At 68.3% G+C, this 14,944-nt stretch carries 12 protein-coding genes and 3 pseudogenes; 9 read left to right on the top strand and 6 right to left on the bottom strand.

The genetic code is table 11. The features are described 5' to 3' along the window. Positions 1 to 2,236 precede the first annotated feature (2,236 nt). Positions 2,237 to 2,713, top strand: a complete 477-nt coding sequence (locus VFZ92_RS15080; RefSeq protein ID WP_330876535.1) for a hypothetical protein — start codon at positions 2,237 to 2,239, stop codon at positions 2,711 to 2,713. Next, entirely contained in the window at positions 2,710 to 3,747 is a 1,038-nt protein-coding gene (locus tag VFZ92_RS15075; RefSeq protein WP_330876534.1) for a tyrosine-type recombinase/integrase, read from the top strand. The genes VFZ92_RS15080 and VFZ92_RS15075 overlap by 4 nt, the downstream gene beginning before the upstream one ends. Positions 3,748 to 4,261: 514 nt before the next feature. Here the strand turns inward: VFZ92_RS15075 and VFZ92_RS15070 are convergent. Beyond that, the gene (locus VFZ92_RS15070) at positions 4,262 to 5,419 is read right to left on the bottom strand and encodes a sensor histidine kinase (RefSeq protein WP_330876533.1); all 1,158 of its coding nucleotides are present in this window, start codon (positions 5,417 to 5,419) and stop codon (positions 4,262 to 4,264) included. A gap of 22 nt (positions 5,420 to 5,441) precedes the next feature. Further along, positions 5,442 to 7,571: an MMPL family transporter gene (locus VFZ92_RS15065; RefSeq protein ID WP_330876532.1), complete on the bottom strand. Its 2,130-nt coding sequence runs from the start codon at positions 7,569 to 7,571 to the stop codon at positions 5,442 to 5,444. 234 nt (positions 7,572 to 7,805) lie between these two features. Here VFZ92_RS15065 and VFZ92_RS15060 point away from each other — a divergent pair, with 234 nt between their 5' ends. Further along, positions 7,806 to 8,258, top strand: coding sequence for a MarR family transcriptional regulator (locus VFZ92_RS15060; protein ID WP_330876531.1), 453 nt, complete (start codon positions 7,806 to 7,808; stop codon positions 8,256 to 8,258). 8 nt (positions 8,259 to 8,266) lie between these two features. Here VFZ92_RS15060 and VFZ92_RS15055 read toward each other — a convergent pair whose 3' ends face one another. Further along, positions 8,267 to 9,655, bottom strand: coding sequence for an MFS transporter (locus VFZ92_RS15055; RefSeq protein ID WP_330876530.1), 1,389 nt, complete (start codon positions 9,653 to 9,655; stop codon positions 8,267 to 8,269). Positions 9,656 to 9,808: 153 nt separating this feature from the next. On the opposite strand from VFZ92_RS15055, the gene VFZ92_RS15050 reads away from it, so the two are divergent. The 6 genes and pseudogenes from VFZ92_RS15050 to VFZ92_RS15025 all read left to right on the top strand — a co-directional run bounded on the left by VFZ92_RS15050 (position 9,809) and on the right by VFZ92_RS15025 (position 13,891). Continuing rightward, positions 9,809 to 11,005: a cytochrome P450 gene (locus VFZ92_RS15050; RefSeq protein WP_330876529.1), complete on the top strand. Its 1,197-nt coding sequence runs from the start codon at positions 9,809 to 9,811 to the stop codon at positions 11,003 to 11,005. Further along, positions 11,002 to 11,193 (top strand): ferredoxin, encoded by a 192-nt coding sequence (locus VFZ92_RS15045; protein ID WP_330876528.1) that lies wholly within the window; start codon positions 11,002 to 11,004, stop codon positions 11,191 to 11,193. The genes VFZ92_RS15050 and VFZ92_RS15045 overlap by 4 nt, the downstream gene beginning before the upstream one ends. A 17-nt stretch (positions 11,194 to 11,210) precedes the next feature. Next, positions 11,211 to 11,525: pseudogene (locus tag VFZ92_RS15040) on the top strand (FAD-dependent oxidoreductase); the annotation flags it as partial. Positions 11,526 to 11,626: 101 nt separating this feature from the next. Next, positions 11,627 to 12,430: an NAD(P)/FAD-dependent oxidoreductase gene (locus tag VFZ92_RS15035; RefSeq protein ID WP_330876527.1), complete on the top strand. Its 804-nt coding sequence runs from the start codon at positions 11,627 to 11,629 to the stop codon at positions 12,428 to 12,430. Positions 12,431 to 12,479: 49 nt separating this feature from the next. Continuing rightward, on the top strand, positions 12,480 to 13,199 hold the full coding sequence (locus VFZ92_RS15030) for a DUF3159 domain-containing protein (protein WP_330876526.1): 720 nt from the start codon (positions 12,480 to 12,482) through the stop codon (positions 13,197 to 13,199). A 29-nt stretch (positions 13,200 to 13,228) separates the two neighbouring features. Beyond that, entirely contained in the window at positions 13,229 to 13,891 is a 663-nt protein-coding gene (locus VFZ92_RS15025; protein ID WP_330876525.1) for a response regulator transcription factor, read from the top strand. Between the two features lie 145 nt (positions 13,892 to 14,036). Here the strand turns inward: VFZ92_RS15025 and VFZ92_RS15020 are convergent, their stop codons facing one another. The 3 genes and pseudogenes from VFZ92_RS15020 to VFZ92_RS42485 all read right to left on the bottom strand — a co-directional run. Further along, the gene (locus VFZ92_RS15020; RefSeq protein ID WP_330876524.1) at positions 14,037 to 14,318 is read right to left on the bottom strand and encodes a hypothetical protein; all 282 of its coding nucleotides are present in this window, start codon (positions 14,316 to 14,318) and stop codon (positions 14,037 to 14,039) included. Between the two features lie 46 nt (positions 14,319 to 14,364). Then, a pseudogene (locus VFZ92_RS42490) lies at positions 14,365 to 14,502 on the bottom strand (transposase); the annotation flags it as partial. 89 nt (positions 14,503 to 14,591) lie between these two features. Beyond that, positions 14,592 to 14,783, bottom strand: a pseudogene (locus VFZ92_RS42485) (transposase); the annotation flags it as partial. Positions 14,784 to 14,944: the final 161 nt, after the last annotated feature.

Here is a 14,944-nt window from a genome sequence, read left to right as displayed (position 1 = left end):
CAGCGTCAGCCCTCGGGTCTGGCGAGGATCGCAACACCGTGCCGGGTCTGATCTACGTGCAGACTGCGGTGGGCGTAGCGCCAGCCCTTCGGGACTGGCGGGGATCGCAACCCCAGCGACGGTCCCCACACCGCCGACACCATCCAGCAGCCTCAGCCCTTCGGGACTGGCGAGGATCGCAACAACCGCTCGATCGCCAACGAGGCGCAGGAGGCGTGCAGCGTCAGCCCCTGGGACTGGCGAGGATCGCAACATGGTGTTCGAGGCCGCCATCGGTGGCGTGCTGAGCGAGCAGCGTCAGCCCCTGGGGCCTGGCGAGGATCGCAACCAGCGCATAGTTGGGCAGGGCCTCCGGAAGGTGGGCAGCGTCGGCCCTTCGGGACTGGCGAGGATCGCAACATCGAGATGGGCGGCCGGTCTTCTTACCTGGCCATCGCAGCGCCAGCCTTCGGTGGCAGCATCGACGTCGCTTGCGCAGTACTGCTCGCTAACGCCCAGTAGGTCCACCCGGTGGAGCCGTCAAGGAAACTCGCCGCCTCGATCAGCTCCAACTCGGTGAGCGAATCCACCTGCAAGCCCCGGTCTCAGCGGGAACCAGCGCCGCCAGCAACCCCGCGTCGCGCAATGGGGCCAGGATCGTGGGATCGATCGCCGCTGGTCCTCGCTGTCATCGGCACCGGCGCGCAGCGTGCCGCAGATCTGCTCGATGGCGGCCAAGAGCCGGTCGCGGTGCGGACTGCGTGCCGCCGCAGACATCAGGTGGGTTCCATCCAAGAGATGAGGAGCGGATGGGGCTCCGCGCTCAGCGAAGCGGAACTCGCACGGAACCGGAAGATCGCCGGGGATTGCGAACCCCTTGCTTGATGAAGCGCCAGTTCCTTGGGACTGACGAGGATCGCAACGGATCCATCCATCTGTATTGCTGAACCCGCACGTGCAGCGCCAGCCCTTCGGGACTGGCGAGGATCACAACTCGTAGATGTCGCGCTGCTGGGTGAGTTCGCTGCTGGCAGCGTCAGCCCTTCGGGACTGGCGAGGATCGCAACGGACGCCTGTGGTGGGACTGCCCCGCGGTCACGAACAGCGTCAGCCCTTTTGGGCTGGCGAGGATCGCAACATCGCGTTGTACGCGGCGTTCCACGCCTGCCAGTTACTGCTGCCCGTGGTCTGCGCGGTGAGCAGGAACAGCAGCGTCATTCCGTCGTGACTGACGAGGATCGCAACTTCCTCAACGGAGCGGACTCGGGCGGGATTATCAAGGCACCGCCAGCCCTTCGGGACTGGCGAGGATCGCAACATTAGTGCCATGAGGACGATCTCGACGCGGTCGGGGGCAGCGTCAGCCCTTCGGGACTGGCGAGGATCGCAACCAGAAGGCGGACGTCGATGACGTGATCCCGCCCATGCAGCGCCAGCCCTTCGGGACTGGCGAGGAATCGCAACATCGTGAACATGTCCGACTCGGCACTCGCCGCGCAGGGCACTTCGAGTAGTAGACCCGGCTGCCGTTACAGGCGCCAGCATCGAGCCGCTCCTGACCACGGCGCCGAGTTCCGGGACCTGGGGTCGGCGGTCGGCTTTGGCACCCAGGGGCACGCAGCAGTGAGGCCTTCGCGCTGAGTTTGTCCGCGGGTCGCATTAGAACTGTTTGACCGACGGCTCAGGACGTTGACGAGCATGACGATGGTCGCGTCAGGCGTTGTCCAGCCGGGTGATGCCCGACGGTGCACCGACGGCGCAGCAAGGTCAATACCAAGCCTATGAGTACGCCTCGTGCCGCGCTTACGATGCAGGGGTCACCCGAGCCGCCTTCGGTGATGGACGAGGGGTGGTGAGCAAGACGGTGAGTACAGCCGACTCAAGTCGGATGGGTAATGCCATATCCCGTGGCGCAACCAAATACGGATATCACTGCGACTCATTCTACTGAAATGTTCTCCAGGATCCTCATCCTCCTCTACAGTCTCCTGAATTCCATGTGTTTCACTGTTACACGCATACGTCAGTTTGATGTGATATGAAGTGATGTACGCCCGAGGTGTCAGTTGGATCAGTTTCCGGTAAGTGGAAAAGGTGATGTCCTCGGTGGGGTGCAGTCTGTACGGCATGGGTTGGGGGAGGGCGGAGGAGTGGCTGTGTCGTCCTATGCGGGAAGAGTGAGTTGGGTCGGTGGCGAAGCGAATGATGTCGCGTTGCTCTGCCCGTCGAGGTGCATCACACTAGCGGACGCGCCCTGATGGATGACAGTTCGTACGATCGTACGATCGCCGAACTGGTGATCAATGCCGTCGTCCCGACCTTCTCGGCAGACGAAGCGCGGAACATCGCCGCGCTGCCGCTGCTCGATCTTGGTGCGCTGTCTCGAGATGGATCCATGGTCTACGGCATCGCCACACTGGATGGAGGAGGACGCGCGAGTGAACGCTTGATCACGCGGCTACTGGGATGGCAGCCGGGTCAGAGCCTGGACTTCGCGCGAGTAGCGGATGTCATCGTGGCCCGACGCCATCCCTCTGGTGCCTTCCGCGTCCCTGGCAACACGTTGGTCACTATACCCGCCGCCATGAGGCATTGGTGCGGGCTGTCACCCGGCGACCGCGTGCTGCTGGCGGCCGCGCCCGAGCAGGGAGTGCTGCTCATCCACACGATGGCCGCTCTGGACCGCATGGTGGTCCGGCACAACACCGAACTCGCAGAAAACGCGCAGTCGTGAACCTCGCGGCGGACGGTCCGGTCGATCTCGAAACAGCACGGATGGTGCTGGCACGACTCGGCGTCTCGGTAGCCGACCTGCTGGAAGACCCGACACCGAAGCCTCACGCGCCAACGTTCAGCGACTACCTGCCGACCGTGATCGACGCGGTACCGGCCGGATCACGCAAGGTCTACACCCCTTACTGGAACAGAGTGTTGGCCCACTGGGGCGAACGGAGACTCGACGACATCACACCCTCCGACATCGCCGCGCTCGCCGAACACGTCAAGCGCACGGCGGTGCCGCGCCGCAACGCCCGCGGTGGAAACTCCGCCGCCGAACACCTGATCGGCGCACTGCGCTGCCTCTACCAGCATGCCCTCGCCGACGGCATCATCAGCGACACAACCAATCCCGCCGCCAAAGTGGCCAAACCCCGACGACAACCGTCCACTCGGCGAGGCCTGCCCGACACGCGAGTCGAGGAACTGATGCACATCGCCTCCACCACCGGGAACGATCCCGCACTGGACGCGCTGCTGCTGCGCCTGCACATCGAGACCGCTTGCAGGCGCGGAGGCGCGCTCGGCTTGCGCCTGGTCGATGTCGACGAGCAGCAGTGCCTGGTGTTGTTGCGGGAGAAAGGAGAGACCCAACGGTGGCAACCGGTGTCGCCGACACTCATCGCCCATCTCCTCGCCCATGCCGCCCATCGTGGAGGTGATCACAGTGGGCCGATTCTCCGGTACGCCAACGGAAAGCCCATCACGAAGAGCCGATACGGCTACCTGTGGCAGCGGCTGGGCAAGCATCTGGCGTGGGTGCGGGCGCAGCAGGTGAGTGCGCACTGGTTGCGGTACACCACGTTGACGTGGGTGGAACGCAACTTCGGCTACGCGGTGGCACGTGCGTTCGCGGGGCACTCCAGTGCGCGGGACGCGGGAACTACCACCACGTACGTCCGGGCGTCTGTCGAGGAGGTCGCCACTGCGGTGTCGGCGCTGACCAAGGAACCGCATCCCTTGGCGCAGACTGTCCGCGGGCTCCGTTGATGATCTACGGAACGTCCTGCTAATTTCTCTTGCATGGTGAATTTCGCAGATATTGCGAAATTGCGCAGCTGTGGGGGCGCAAGTCCCCCCTCGGTCACGTTTTACCCCACGGATCCGGATCGCACTTTTGCGGTCCGGATTTTCGTATTTTCAGGGCTGGCTCCCGATGGCGATACGGTCGGTGTAGCAGGTGACCGTCATCGCGTTGACGTGCAGGAACGTAGCAACCTCCGCAGGACTCGGTCGATCCTCGTGATCGTTTCCGGCGAGGCGGGTGCCGATCCTGGTGATCAGTAATTCCTCGCGAAAGTACAACGGCAGGGGAGTGTCCGCTGTGCGGGTCCGGCTGCTCGAATGACCATGACGACACCGGTAACCGGCATGCCCATGCACCCAGTGCGAGTCCATTCGACGATCACAACCACACCGCCGCCGTCCACGTCGCCTGCGCACGCGGCCTCCTCCACCATCTGCCGCCGGGTGGGCACGGCGTCGGTCCAGGAGTAGCAGTGGATCACCAGGGCACCTGGTGCTCCTGCCACGTGGCCAGTGGGATGGTGAGGAAGACAGCGTACAGATCGTGGTCGGCCGGGCCTGCGGACACCCATCCGCCGACCGCGTGCGCGCGTTCCCGCATGCCGATCAACCCGTATCCCGCCGATCCCGCCGGGCCGGGACGGGCGCCGGTGTTCACCACGCGGGCGAAGAAGGTGTCCTCGGCGTAGGTCAGGGTGATCGTGACGACCGGGCCGAACGCGTGCTTGGTGACGTTGGTCAGGGCTTCCTGGACGATGCGGAACGCGGTCAGCTCGACCAGCGGAGGCAGCGGCCGGGGTGGGCCGTCGACGCGCACGGTGACGTCGATCCCGGCTGACCGACAGGCTTCGACCAACTCGGGGAGCTGGTCGAGGCCCGGCGCGGGCGTGGTGCACGCGGGAGGATCGTCGTCGGAGTCGCGAAGCAGCCCGACGGTCGCCTTCAGTTCCCGCAGCGCCGCCGACGTGGAGCGGTTCAGCCCGGTGAGCAGCTGGCGGGCCTGCTCGGGACGCTCGGCCATCAGATGGGACGCGGTCCCGACCTGCGCGTTGGCAACGGTGAGGTGGTGCGCGACGACGTCGTGCAGCTCACGGGCGATGCGCAGGCGTTCCTCGCTGATCCGGTGGCGGATCTCGTCGTCGCGGCCCCGCTCGGCGTCCTCGGCGCGGGCTTGGACCATCCGCAGGTACGCCCGTTGGGCATGGGTCATGCGTCCGGCGAACACCGCGGGCAGCAGCCACAGGGCGACACCGGCGGTCCGCAGGATCAACGACCCGCCCGTGGGTGTGGTGTCGCCCGCCATTCCGCCCAGGATCACCGCGCCGACGGCGAACCCGGTCCACCAGGCGGTCGCCCTTGGGCCGGCCGACACCGTCAGCCGGTACAGGCACCCGATCAGCGGGGCCAGCAGCAACGGCGTCGGCAGGTAGTCCGCCGCACAGGCGGCGGCCTCGCAGCCGACGGCGATCACGGTCGCCACGCGCGGATGTCGGGCGGCGGCGAACAGGGCGACGCTCGCGGCCAGGCTGAGCATGGCGCCGGGCAGGACCTCTGCCGGCCGGAAGATGCCCTCGGTGCCGAGGCTGGCACCGAGGGCGGCGAACAGGAACGCGACCAGCGCGGTCACCACGTTCATCGGTTCGACTCCACCCGGACGGTCAACGCCCGCTCAGCGCGTGGACGGGCGTTCGGTCGGGCTCGGGTCCGGGCTGTTCGTCGTTCAGCGCCTCGCCCTCGACGTCGACGTGGGGCAGCACCCGGTCGAGCCACCGGGGCAGCCACCAGGCCCGCTCGCCCAACAGTCGCAGCACGGCTGGGACTAGCGTGAGCCGGACCACGAAGGCGTCGAAGAAGACCGCGGTCGCGAGCCCGAGGCCGACCATCTTGATCAGCGGTTCGTGGGCGGCCGCGAACCCGCCGAAGACCGCGACCATGATCACCGCGGCGGCGACCACGACCTTGGAGCTCTGCCGGAAGCCGGTGACGATCGCCTCGTGAGCGGGCTTGCCGTGCGTGTGCGCCTCGCGCATCCGCGAGACCAGGAAGACCTCGTAGTCCATGGCCAGCCCGAACACGATGCCCACCAGCAGGATCGGCATCAGGCTCATGACCGGTCCGACCTGCTCGACGCCGAGCAGATCCGCCGCCCAACCCCACTGGAACACCGCGACGATCACCCCGAGCGAGGCGAACAGCGACAGCAGGAAGCCGAGCGCGGCCTTGACCGGCACCCAAACCGACCGGAACACGACGAGCAGGAGCAACAGGGCCAGGCCCACCACGATCGCGATGTACGGCAGCAGGGCCGCCTGCGTCTTCTGCGCCATGTCGATGTCCAGCGCGGTGGTGCCGGTGATCTCGTAGGTCACCAGGTTGGCCGCCTCCACGAGGGGGCGATCGGCGCGCAGCGACTCCACCAGGTCCTCGGTGCGCTCGTCGGTCGGGCCGGTCGACGGCACGGCGCTGAAGATGGCCGTGTCACCCGCCTGGTTGAAGGTCACCTTCGAGACCGACACCACGCCGCTGGTCGCCTTGACGCTTTCCGCGACGAGCGTCACCGCGGCTTTCGGGTCATCGGCGTCGCGTGCGTCGACCACGACCGTCAACGGGCCGTTGAACCCGGCCCCGAACGCTGAGGCCCGCAGGTCGTGCGCTTGGCGTTGGGTGGCCGTGGCGGGCAGCGCCGCGTCCCCCGGCGTGCCGAGTTGCAGGGACAGTGCGGGAACCGCGATCACGGCCAGCACGCCGACACCGGCCAGGGTGATGAGGAGCGGCCTGCGCAGGACCAAGCCCATCCACGCCTGGGCGGGCGACCAGCGCTCGGGAGTGGGCACGCCGATGTGGTGCCGCGCCCGTCCCAGGACCCGGTTCGGGGCGAAACCCAGCAGGGCGGGCACGAGGGTGAGCGCCACCAGGACGGCCACCAGTACAGCGCCCGCGGCGGCCACGCCCATCTTCGCCAGCATCGGGATGCCCACGACCGACAGGCCGGCCAGTGCGATCACCACGGTCATCCCGGCGAACACCACCGCCGAGCCCGCCGTTCCGACCGCGCGACCGGCCGCCCGTTCGGCGTCGTCCGGGCCGTGGCGTTCCTCCCGGTAGCGCGAGACGACGAACATCGCGTAGTCGATGCCGACCGCCAGCCCCAGCATCAGCGCGAGCATCCCGCTGGTGATCATCATCCCCATCGGTCCGGCTGCCGCCCAGACGCACAGGAACGAGATGGCCACCCCGATGATCGCCGTCATCAGCGACAGGCCTGCCGCCACCAGCGAACCGAACGTCATCAGCAGCACCAGCGCCGCGATCGCGACCCCGATGAGTTCCACGGCGCTCATCTTGGTGCCGGTCTTGAGCGCCGAGCCGGACACCTCCGCGGTCAGCCCCCCGGCTCGGGCCAGTTCCACCGCCTTGCCCAGCGCGGCACGCGACTCGTCGGTCACGTCGGGCGACGGCACCGCGTAGGTCACCGACGCGAAGCCGGTGGAACCGTCCGCGCTGATGCTCCCGCCCGCCGACGGCGGCGTGACCCGTGACACCTGAGGACCGCCGGAGACCGACGCCAGCGCCGCCTCGATGGTCCGCTGGCTCTCCGCGTCCGTCACCGACCTCCACGGCGGGGCGACGAACACGATGGTGGCCGACGCACCGTCCGCGGCCACACCGGGGAACCGCTCCTTGATGAGGTCGAACGCCTGCTGGGACTCGATTCCCGGCATGGTCGGCCTGGTGGTGACGGGCCCCTCCGACTTGACGGCCAGCAGCACGGAACCACTCAGCGCCACCAACCACACGACGACGACCAGCCACCGATGGCGAAACGAGAACCGGCCAAGACGACTCAGCAATCCAGCCATGACAAGACACTCCACTTCCTTCGAACGTGGCTCGAAGCTTCCCGTCCGGACCCCGCCCCCGTCGTCGTTCGGATGCGGGCACCGCGTACGGGGATCGCAGTAGGGAACGGCAGTAGACTCACGCCGAGCCCGATGCGGGCGCGGCAAGTCCAGGATGGAGCGATGGCGCAACGACAACGGCTGGAAGACCGGGTCATCGAGGCGATCACCTTGCTGACGCGCGCCTCGAACACCTACTTCGAGGACCTGGCCGCCAGCTTCTCCGAGCACCTGGGCCGGGGTACGATCCAGCCGCTGATGGTGTTGCACCGCGACGGGCCGCAGCGGGTTTCGGCTCTCGCGGCCTCCTTGGGCCTGGACCGCACGACCGTGACGCGCCACCTCGACGAGCTGGCGCAGCGCGGTCTCATCGACCGTCAGCCGGATGAGCGCGACCGTCGCGCGCTCGTGGTGAGCCTCACACCGATGGCCGCGGATCACCTCAACGCCATGCGCACCAAAAACCGGCAACGGATCCGGCGGGTCTTCGCCGACTGGACCCCGCAGGAGCGGGAGATGTTCGGGGAGATGCTGATCAGGTTCGCCCGCCGTGGCGCCGAGGAGTTCCGCGACTAGCCCGTCCATCAGGTCGGCGTCGTCGCGGCCACCGCGGGACTCCGTTCGACGGCGCGCCTCGGGATGAAGGCGGAGATCAGCAGTGCGATCAGGGCCGCGCCCGCGCCGAGCAGGAGGATGGCGACGATCGCGGTCTCCGACGGGACGGTCAGGGTGCCCACGGACGTGGTCGAGGCGACCAGCAGCAGACCGGTGACCGCGCTCGCGCTGGAGGTGCCCAGCGCGCGGCAGAGGTTGTTGAGGCTGTTGGCGGCCGCGGTCTGCGTGACCGGGACGGCCGCCATGATCAGCGAGGGGACGGCGCCGTACCCCAGGCCGATCCCGGCGCCGACCACCATCGTGCAGAGCAGCACCTGCCAGAGGTGTGAGTGGGCCAGCGCCGCGAAGCCGTAACCGGCTGCGACGACGAGGGTGCCGATCATCAGTGTGCGCCGGGGGCCCGCGGTCCGGGTGATGAGCGCCGACAACGGGGACATCGCCATCATGCACAATCCGCCTGGCGCCTGGAGGAGCCCCGCGATGAAGATCGTCTGCCCGAGTCCGTAACCGGTGGCCACCGGCATCTGCAACAGCTGGGTGAAGGCCAGAGGGCTCATGAGCATCGCGCCGGCGAAGACCGCCGAGGACGCGTTGGTGAGCGCCACCTGCCGGACCCGGCTGGCGCGCAGGTCGATCAGGGGCTGACGGGCGCGCAGCTCCCAGGCGCCGAACGCCGCCAGCAGGACGACCGCCGACCCGGCGGGCAGGCCGATGGTGAAGCTCGTCCAACCCCAGAGGCCACCCTTCGAGATCGTCAGGAGCAGGCAGACCAGAGCCGCCGTGAGCAGCGCGGCCCCCAGGGCGTCGAAACGCCCGCCGGTCCGCTGTCGCGACTCCGCGACGAGAGTCGACACGAGCAGCGCGGCCAGTGCCGCCAAGCCCGCGGACACCCAGAACAGCAAGCGCCAGTTCGCGTACTGCACGAGCAGCGCCGACAGCGGCAACCCCAGGGACGCTCCAACGCCCAGTGACGCGCTCATCATGGCGGTGGCCGGCGCGAGGCGCGGCTGGGGCAGGTGGTCGCGCATGAGGCTGATACCCAGCGGCACGACGCCGGTGGCCAGTCCTTGCAGTGCGCGACCGACCAGCAGAGGTGCCAGGGAACCGCTCAGCGCCGCGACCGCCGAACCGGCGACGAGCGATGCCAGGCAGATGAGGAGCAGGCGCCGCTTGCCCCACATGTCGGCGAGTCGCCCGCTGACCGGCGCCGCCACCGCGCCCGCCAGGAGCGTGACCGTGACCGCCCACGAGGCGTCGGCCGCAGAGACGTCGAGGAGCCGCGGCAGTGCCGGCAGGAGAGGGATGACGACGGTCTGCTGCAACGACACGGTGATCCCGGTGAGCGCGAGTACGGACACCAGAAACTTCGGCGAAGAGGTCTGGCCCACAGCGGCACTCCCGTGTGACGACCGCGACCCAGCGTCGCGGATTAGGTGTAGAGGGTCGCATAAATTACGTGTACGGTGCTACATGTCGAGGCGTCGGGGGAGTGCCTCTCGGAGGGAGCGGACATGGACTACGAGCTGGGATCACCCGAGTTCTACCTGGGGGATCCGGCGCCTGCCTACCGGGCGTTGCGCCAACAGTCACCAGTGCACTGGAACGACGCCAACGGCGGTTCCTGGGCGATCACGCGCTACGAGGACATCAAGTGGATCGGTGCGCGGCCACACCTGTTCTCCTCGGCCCAGGGGGTGAACGTGCAAGACCCGAACCGCCCGTCCGGCGGTGTGAGCAAGATGCTGATCACCACTGACCCGCCGCGGCACGGCGCCCTGCGCAGGCTGGTGTCCAAGGGGTTCACGCCGCGCCAGATCGCCCTGCTGGAGCCCGGCATCCGCGACATCGTCCGCGGTGCGCTCGATCGGGTCGAGGCAGGCGTCAGCCTCGAATTCGCCGAGGGGATCGTCGCGCCGGTACCGACCAGGATCATCGCCGAGATGATCGGCGCGCCGCACCAGGACTGGGAGGACTTCCGCGCTTGGTCCGACGCGGTGATCGGTGCGGCTGACCCGGACATCGCCATGACGCCCCAAGAGGCGTTCGGCGCGGTCAGCCACTACTTCCAGCACCTGATCGAACTTCGGAAGTCGAGCCGCGCCAACGACCTCGTCTCGACCCTGCTGGACGCCGAAGTGGACGGTGAGAAGCTCGCCGACGACGAGATCGTCAACTTCCTCCGCCTGCTGCTGCTCGCCGGGAACGAGACCACCCGCAACCTGATCGCCCTGGGCACGTTGGCGCTGATCAACCACCCCGATCAACGGCAGAAGCTCGTGGACGACCCCGCCCTGATCCCCAGCGCGGTGGAGGAGATGTTGCGCTGGACCACCCCGGTCACCCACATGACCCGCACCGCGACCGAGGACGTCACCCTCCGGGACGAGGTCATCAAGAAGGGACAGACGGTCATCCTGCTCTACGGCGCCGCGAACCGCGACGAGGACGTCTTCGGAGCCGATGCCGAGGAGTTCATCGTCACCCGCAAACCCAACCCTCACCTCGCGTTCGGCACGGGCGAGCACGCCTGCCTGGGTCTGTCGCTGGCCAGGTTGGAGGCGCGGGTGTTCTTCGAGGAGTTGATCTCCCGGTTCTCCGGCATGGAACTCGACGGCGAGGTGGTCCGCATGCGGTCGAACATGGTGCCCGGCGTCAAGCGGATGCACGTCCGCCTGAGCCCCGCGGCGCAGGAGGCGGCGCTGTGGTGAGGATCGTGCTCGACCGGGCCAAGTGCACCGGAATCGGGATCTGCGAGTCCCTCGCGCCCGAGGTTTTCGAAGTGGACGCCAACGGCGACCTGGCCGTCCTGCGCGTCGAGGTGCCTTCCTCCGCCGAGGCCGACGTGGCCGCGGCTGTCGAGGGCTGCCCGACCCAGGCACTGAAGTTCGAGGCGTGACCGGGGTGGCGTCGCAAATGGACAGACCCGACCGCGGCGCGCTCGTCGTGGCCGGTGCCTCGCTCGCGGGCCTCCGGGCGGTCGAGTCCGCCCGCGAGGCCGGGTTCGACGACCGGATCACCCTGGTCGGAGCGGAGGCCCGCCTTCTCCGCGACCGGTCTCCGCCGAGCAAGGAGTTCCTGTCCGCGGGGGCGCCGATCGACCACGTCCCGCTCCGCGGTCACCCCGAGCTCGCCGACGACCACGGCGTCGACGTGCTGCACGGCGAGCACGCGACAGGTCTCGATCCCGATGCCCGTGTCGTGCGCATGCGGGAAGGACAGATCCCCTGCAGCGCACTGATCATCGCGACGGGTGCGCGCACTCGTGGGCCGCGGGGCGCGAGCGGTCTGGTGGGCGTGCACGTCCTGCGCCCCTCGACAACGCCCGTTCGGTGCGCCGCGCCCTGGACGAAGGTGCTCAGGCGGTCGTCGTCGGAGCGGGCTTCATCGGCTCGGAGGTCACGTCGGCAGCTCGCGGGCGTGGTCTGCCGACCACGATCGGCGAAGCGCTGCCCGCGCCCATGGCCAGGTCCATCGGGCAGGCGCTGGCCTCCCCGCACGAGAGGAACGGCACCACGATGGCCTGCGGGCAGGAGGTCACCGCGATCGAAGGGAGCGGGCGCGTCGAACGCTTCCACCTGGCGGACGGCACCTCGATCGAGGCCGACCTCGTCGTAGCGGGGATCGGGGCGGCCCCAGCCACCGAGTGGCTTGCCGGCAGCGGATTGCCCATCGATGACGGGGTCGTCTGCGACCAGCACCTGCGAGCCGGCGGCGCCGACGTCTACGCGGCGGGCGACGTCGCCCGGTGGCACGCCCCCGGTTCGGCACGTCGATGCGGGTGGAGCACTGGTCGAACGCCGCCGAGCAGGGAGCACGGGCGGCGCGGAACGCCCTGTTTCCAGCCGTGGCCGAGCCGTACCGGACCCTGCTTCTGGTCCGACTGGTACGGCTCGCGCATCCAGTTCGCCGGTGTCGCGGACGGCGACGAACACGTCGTGGTGTCGGGGGAGTCGGCGGGCGAGCGATTCGTGGCCCTCTACCGCCGCGGTGACGAGCTGAGCGGGGCACTCACCCTCGACGGACAGCGCCACATCATGAGGTGCCGGCGGCTGATCGCCCGAGGAGCGAACTTCGACGAAGCGCTCGCACTCGCCCAAACGATGGCCAACCGCCATCCAACTACGAGGTCGTGACATGAGCAGTGCTCTTGTGGCACCGCCTTGATCGTAGGAGGAAATGATCGTGACCGAGCCCATCAACGACCAGTTCGAGCGAGGGGAAGCCATACCCGGTGCTTCTCCGCCGAACGGCGATCCGGTCGTGCCCGAGAAGGCGACCGACCGGTTCGGCAAACCAAAGGGAAAGGGGTTCCTCTACGCGACGATCCCGGTCGTCGTCTTCGTCACGGCCAACGCGCTCCTCCCGCTGACCGCGACGATCGTCATCTCCGTCGTGGTCGGGCTCGGGCTCGTGGCGTTCCGGCTGCTGAAAGGCGAGCGTCCCCTGACGGCGCTGGGAAGCCTGGTCGGCATTGCGTTCGCCGCGGCACTCGTCGCCGTGACCGGCTCGGCGAAGAACTACTTCGTCGTCGGGATCTGGGCCTATTTCGTCGGTTTCCTGATCGCCGCGCTCTCACTCCTGATCCGCCGTCCTGTCACCGGGGTGATCTGGAACTTCACCCACGGCCGGAACAACCCCTGGAGGGAGGACCGCGGCGTCCTGCGAGCGCATTTCTTCGCCACGCTGGCGGCGGCCGTGGTCCTCGGCGCGCGGTTCGGCGTCCAGCAGTGGCTCTACCTCGTCGACAGCACCAACGGCCTGGGCTTCGCCCGCATCGCCATGGGCACACCGATGTCGCTGGCGGTGGCCGTGGTCGTCGTGTGGGCGTTCCGGCGCAGCAGCAAGCTCCTCATCGGGAAACCGGGGCAGGGGACGACTTCGCCCGACGAGCGCGCGCCGTGAACTGCGACGCGGGAACACCAGGTGCTCCGATGATCCGCATCCTCCTCGCCGACGACCAGGCGCTGCTCCGCTCGACGTTCCGCATGCTGATCGACTCCTGCGACGACATGACGGTCGTCGCCGAGGCTTCGAACGGCGAGGAGGCGATCGATCTCGCCCGGCGCCACCGTCCTGACGTGGTCCTGATGGACATCCGGATGCCGCTCCGCGACGGCTTGGCCGCGACACAGCAGATTTGCTCCGCCAATGACCTCGTGGGTACCCGCGTGCTGATTCTGACCACCTTCGAAACCGACGAACACGTGGCCCGTGCGCTCAAGGCCGGGGCGAGCGGATTCCTCGGCAAGGACGTCACGCCAGAGGGTCTGCTGGACGGGGTTCGAACCGTCGTGGCCGGGGAAGCGCTGCTCTCGCCCGCCGCCACCCGCGCGCTGATCGACCGCTTCCTGTCCGGTAACGGCGACATCAGCGATGTGCCCCAGGGGTTGCTCGCGGCCCTGACCGACCGCGAGCGCGAGATGACCGCTTTGGCCGCGCACGGCCTGTCGAACCAGGAGATCGGTGAGCGGTTGTTCGTGAGCCCTTTGACCGTGCGCACGCACATCCACCGGGCGATGTCGAAGGTCGGGGCACGCGATCGCGCGCAACTCGTTGTCATCGCCTACCAACAAGGGCTGGTCCGAGCCCGCTGACGTCGACCTCGCAAGCGAATGAGACCGTCCCGGAAAGAAGTGGAAGAACTACGCAAGTTGAGTAGTTCTTCCACCTTGCTGGCGCCTACTCACGGCCACGCTTAACACTTCGAGTTGCGGCAGGGTGTAGGTGTCCGTTTCCGAGCTACGTCCGTTGATTGAGTCGGCGGACGGTGATGCGGATCATGGCCTCGTGGTTGTGTCGTAGTCGTTCGTAGTCGCGGACGCAGCGGCGGTGGCCGGTGATCCAGGCCAGGGTTCGTTCCACCACCGATCTTCTGGGCAGCACGGTGAAGTACGGCGGATCGGGACGGTGGACGATCTCCACCACCAGACGAAGTGTCTTGTGGGCCCGGTGGATCAGGGGGCCGGTGTGGCCGCCGTCGGCCCACACCAACGAGGTTCGCTTGCCGGCGGTGTCGCGCATCCGCCGCAGCAGGCTGCGCGGCGACTCGTTCCTGCGTCGAGGCCGGGGTGACCACCACGGCCAACAGCAGCCCCATGGTGTCCACGACGATGTGACGTTTGCGGCCGGGGACCTTCTTGCCCGCGTCGTAGCCGCGGGTGGCATGGCCGACTGTCTCGGCGGCGCGCACCGACTGCGAGTCCATGGCCGCCGCCGACGGAGCCGCCACCCGGCCCTCCGCCAGGCGGACGCGGTCGCGCAACGCGTCGAGCAGACGCTGTCACCGGCCTTCTCCCACAGGGCGAAGCGCTCGTAGACCGTGGGCCAGGGCGGGAAGTCCGCGGGCAGTGCGCGCCACTTGATGCCGTTGTCGACCACGTCGAGGATCGCGTTCACGATCACCCGACGGCAGTGCTTCTCCCACCGACCGCCCCGGCCTGCCAGGCACGCCGGATCGGGCAGCAGCGGATCCAGTTCACCCCACTGGGCGTCGGTGAGGTCGGTGGGCTACCGAGCCGTCCGTGGGGTGGGCTGGTGGGAGGCGGCCAGGCGGCAGCACGGGGCACCCTCGGTGGAACAGCCCGCGGGCATCGGGCACGACAACGGAACTCCTGGTGGAACGGCGCATAGACACCGTCCGATCTACC

It is taken from the genome of Umezawaea sp. (genome assembly GCF_036375055.1).
Taxonomy (GTDB): domain Bacteria; phylum Actinomycetota; class Actinomycetes; order Mycobacteriales; family Pseudonocardiaceae; genus Umezawaea.
The sequence above is the reverse complement of the archived record's forward strand: the minus strand, read 5'-3'. Positions and strand labels throughout refer to the sequence as shown.

Excerpts from the sequence above, each read along its gene's own strand:
- VFZ92_RS15020 (WP_330876524.1), bottom strand. The coding sequence starts at position 14,318 with ATGCGCGACACCGCCGGCAAGCGAACCTCGTTGGTGTGGGCCGACGGC.
- VFZ92_RS15070 (WP_330876533.1), bottom strand. The coding sequence starts at position 5,419 with ATGAACGTGGTGACCGCGCTGGTCGCGTTCCTGTTCGCCGCCCTCGGT.
- VFZ92_RS15080 (WP_330876535.1), top strand. The coding sequence starts at position 2,237 with ATGGATGACAGTTCGTACGATCGTACGATCGCCGAACTGGTGATCAAT.
- VFZ92_RS15025 (WP_330876525.1), top strand. The coding sequence starts at position 13,229 with ATGATCCGCATCCTCCTCGCCGACGACCAGGCGCTGCTCCGCTCGACG.
- VFZ92_RS15050 (WP_330876529.1), top strand. The coding sequence starts at position 9,809 with ATGGACTACGAGCTGGGATCACCCGAGTTCTACCTGGGGGATCCGGCG.
- VFZ92_RS15060 (WP_330876531.1), top strand. The coding sequence starts at position 7,806 with ATGGCGCAACGACAACGGCTGGAAGACCGGGTCATCGAGGCGATCACC.